This window comes from Amycolatopsis sp. VC5-11 (assembly GCF_037034185.1).
GTDB lineage: Bacteria > Actinomycetota > Actinomycetes > Mycobacteriales > Pseudonocardiaceae > Amycolatopsis > Amycolatopsis nivea.
Genome location: NZ_JBAGKF010000060.1, coordinates 1 through 346 on the forward strand (window position 1 = coordinate 1; position 346 = coordinate 346).

Sequence of the window (346 nt, forward strand, 5' to 3'; positions counted from 1 at the left end):
CCCAGCAGTTCCGTGGTCACCTCGCTGGTCGCGCCGAGCCACCGCTGCCGCAACCGCGTCTGCTCGTACAGATGCGCGTTCTCGATCGCGATCCCCGCCGCCGCGGCCAGCGCCTGCACGATCACCTCGTCGTCGTCGGTGAACTCCGCCCCGTCTTTCTTCTCGGTGAGGTAGAGATTCCCGAAGACTTCCTCGCGGACCCGCACCGGAACCCCGAGGAACGAGTGCATCGGCGGATGATTCGCCGGGAACCCCACCGACGCCGGATGCGCCGAAATCTCCGTCAGCCGCAACGGCTTCGCGTCGTCGATCACCAGCCCCAGCAGGCCGTGCCCCTCCGGAAGAT

At 67.6% G+C, this 346-nt stretch carries 1 protein-coding gene; it reads right to left on the reverse strand.

Annotated features, from left to right (window positions below; all coding sequences use genetic code 11):
• Positions 1–346: GAF domain-containing protein (locus WA670_RS45075; protein WP_336162310.1), on the reverse strand; the 346-nt coding region annotated here is incomplete at both ends.